Here is a 3131-nt window from a genome sequence, read left to right as displayed (position 1 = left end):
GGAAAGGGGCGCTAACGCCCCCTTTACCCCAGTTAACCACTTCGAGAAGTGGCCTCGTCCCGAGCCAACTCCCCTCAGAGGTCAGGAGATTTTTCATGGATAAACGAGAGAAGATAATCAAAATCAGAGCAAACGAATCTGAATATGACGCATTAGTTAAACGCAGCTCTAAGCCTCGTTTGGCGGAATGGATGCGAGAATACTGTTTGGATGCCAAAGTACCTCGAGCCAATACGGTACCCAAAGTGGACCCAGCATTATTGAGGCAGCTTTCGGGAATGGGTAATAACTTGAATCAAATTGCACGGGCGATTAATAGTCAGGATTGGAAACCGGTTGATCGCGTGCAAATCGTTGCCGCTTTATCGAGTCTTCAACGTGAACTGAATTTGATGAGAACGAAGAAGAACGTGAACGATGATAGTTAAATTTCATGCGCGAGGCGCCGGCAGGGGATCGGGTCCTGTCGATTATTTACTTGGGAAAGAACGTGATCGTGACGGTGCAACTCTTGACCGTGGTGACCCTGATGAAATTCAAGATTTAATCGATTCCAGTCCATACGCCAAAAAGTATACCTCTGGTGTTTTGTCATTTGAGGAGGCCGATCTCGCCAGGTCTACCAAAGATAAAATCATGTCGAGTTTCGAAAAAGCATTGTTACCAGGTCTCGATGCGGATCAGTATTCATGCCTTTGGGTCGAGCACCAAGATAAGGGGCGTTTGGAGCTGAACTTTGTTGTTCCTAATGTTGAACTGTTATCAGGGAAGAGATTACAGCCTTATTTTGAAAAGGCTGATAAGCCCAGAATTAACGCATGGAAGATAGCAACGAATGCCATTTTAAAACTCCATGACCCTGATGATCCCATGAATAAAAGAGAGCTCACCACGCCTCGAAATTTACCCAAGTCAAAGCATGAAGCTGCGCGAGCTATCACTGATGGATTGTTATCTAAAGCCGGCAATGGTGAGTTGAGCAATAGACAAGATTTAGTGGACGCTCTTGAGGGTGTTGGTTTTTCTGTTGTCAGAAAAACCAAAAAAAGTATTTCCATATCCGATCCAGAAGGCGGTCGAAATATTCGATTGAAAGGGCTGATTTATGAGCAAGATTTTAAGTTTGGCGCAGGACTTCGAGAAGAAATCGAAACAGCAAGCGCACGATACAGAGCTACGTCTCAAGAGCGAATTCGAGAGGCACGAGAGGTCTATCGAACAGGCGTTGAGATCAAGCGAGCAGAAAATCAAAGGCGACATCCGCGACCAGAACCAACGCTTGAGCGCATTAGTTTTGAAAAGTTGGCTCTGGATAGTATTAAGCGCAGTGCTTGTGTTAGTCGCTTGCTCGAGCGTGATTTGGTGGCAGGGAAAGACGATTCTCGAGAATCAATTGGAAATCAGTCAACAGAGCAAGACGTTAGAAGACCTCAAATCGAAGGGCGGAAAAATTCAGATGAGCACATGTGGGGATCAGGAACAGCTTTGTATCAAGATCGATCTAGAGGCGGAAAGCTATGGCAGGAACGGAGTGTATCCGTGGAGAATACCAGAGGGTTATTAACCGATGACGGAATTAGAACAACAGCTATTGAGCGCATTCGACAGTTTGCAGAATCAACACGAGAAGCAACACAAAGACTTTGTAACGTCTTACAACGGGTTAGTACAAATGTTCGAGTCTACCTCGAAAGAGAACAAAGAACTCCGTCATCAAGTCAACAACTTGAGCAGGCAAGTAGAGCACTTGAGCGCGCATCTCCTGCAGTTGGAAAAGCATTACAACAAGAACAATCGATAAGTATTGATCGTGAGATCGGTGATCGAGGCATGAGTTTGTAAGAAATGGCGCGTTGGTTGTGTTTTAAGGGTTAAATGAAAATTGCTTTTTATGCCCTGTAAATCGCTCTGAAAGCGTCACAAACTTACAAGGCGTTATGGAAGCACATCGCCTTGTTCAGGTGTGCTAAATCGCAACTAGGAGCGCTTGAGGGGCTCTGAGGGCTGTTTTTGATAGCTAACTCGCCCGTTTAACATAATAGGAATAATGAACACCGCTTTTAGAGTAAAAAACGAGAACCTTTAGTTTCTGTTAGTCTATTCATCAAAGATCAGTACATCACTAATTTTGAATGAGAGGATATATGGCGACAACAATGTTTTTTGAAGAAACGGTAAAGTGTCAGAGCAAGAAAGAGGAGATGGATATAGAGTTTGGCCGCTCATCTTTCTTTGAAGAAGATAGTATTTATCTAAATGTTGATGGCAAAAAAATTGTTATGGATCTGGCTACAGCAAAAAAATTCGTTCAGGCATCCTCTGATGTTGGGAAGTACCTTGGGCTACTTGAACGATAACCCTGTTGATTTAACGGAACTACATTTAATAAACCTTGATCCAGTGGCTTGATTTTAGGCAGTTTGTTCGTATAATTAAATTGTAACTTGATCAGGGCACTGCAAGCTCTCCACCTAAGAGTTAAGTGCACAAACTGAGAAGCTAAAACCTAATGCTTCTTGGTATCTAAGAGTGACGACCTATCACTTTTGGAACAGAACCGGCCTACCTAGCCGGTTTTTTTGTATCTGCTATTCCAGTTTATATTCAATTGCTTATAATACCCTCAATACTTGATTAATCTTGTAGTTAACCCAAGAACCAGTTCGCTTTTCAAATCTATTCCTTTTGATTTAGAAAGCGGACTGTTTAGGCAGTTCGCTGGTTGCGGTGAGGATCGTAGCCAACAACAGTGGATGTAGGTTAGGAGGAGGCTCCTTTGTCGCTACTGCATCGTGTTCAACGGTCAACATGCAGTGCCCTGATCAAGTTACAGAGTACAAACCCATGAGCTGAATAGCGAAGGCATCTATATGCTAGGTAAGTGGGGCATGAAGGCCAAACTGTAAAGTGAGGCCCGAAATGAAAAAAATCATTATGGAATCTCTGCTTACGGTCCTTCTAAGTCTATTGTGCTCATCTTGCAATACAGATGTAGACATCAACATTGATGTAGATTTACAAATGACGGCTTCGGTTATCATTCTTGAAGAAGGCACTAAGTAGTTCTAAAAAAAACCTACTGACCAGTAGGTAGAACATGGATTGCGACCATAGCGTTGTGGACCCACCTG

At 43.4% G+C, this 3131-nt stretch carries 3 protein-coding genes; all 3 read left to right on the top strand.

The window, feature by feature from the left end:
• Window positions 1-95: 95 nt before the first annotated feature.
• On the top strand, window positions 96-428 hold the full coding sequence (locus tag A142_RS22145) for a MobC family plasmid mobilization relaxosome protein (protein WP_019820367.1): 333 nt from the start codon (window positions 96-98) through the stop codon (window positions 426-428).
• Window positions 418-1842: a plasmid mobilization relaxase MbeA gene (gene mbeA, locus A142_RS25510; protein ID WP_019820366.1), complete on the top strand. Its 1425-nt coding sequence runs from the start codon at window positions 418-420 to the stop codon at window positions 1840-1842. The genes A142_RS22145 and mbeA overlap by 11 nt, the downstream gene beginning before the upstream one ends.
• A gap of 302 nt (window positions 1843-2144) precedes the next feature.
• Window positions 2145-2357 (top strand): hypothetical protein, encoded by a 213-nt coding sequence (locus A142_RS22135; RefSeq protein ID WP_019820364.1) that lies wholly within the window; start codon window positions 2145-2147, stop codon window positions 2355-2357.
• The last annotated feature ends 774 nt before the right edge of the window (window positions 2358-3131 follow it).

The sequence above is a fragment of the Vibrio splendidus 12E03 genome, assembly GCF_000272105.2.
GTDB classification, from domain to species: Bacteria; Pseudomonadota; Gammaproteobacteria; order Enterobacterales; family Vibrionaceae; genus Vibrio; species Vibrio splendidus_I.
Note: the sequence above shows the minus strand (reverse complement) of the source record. Positions and strands in the feature narration are given on the sequence as shown.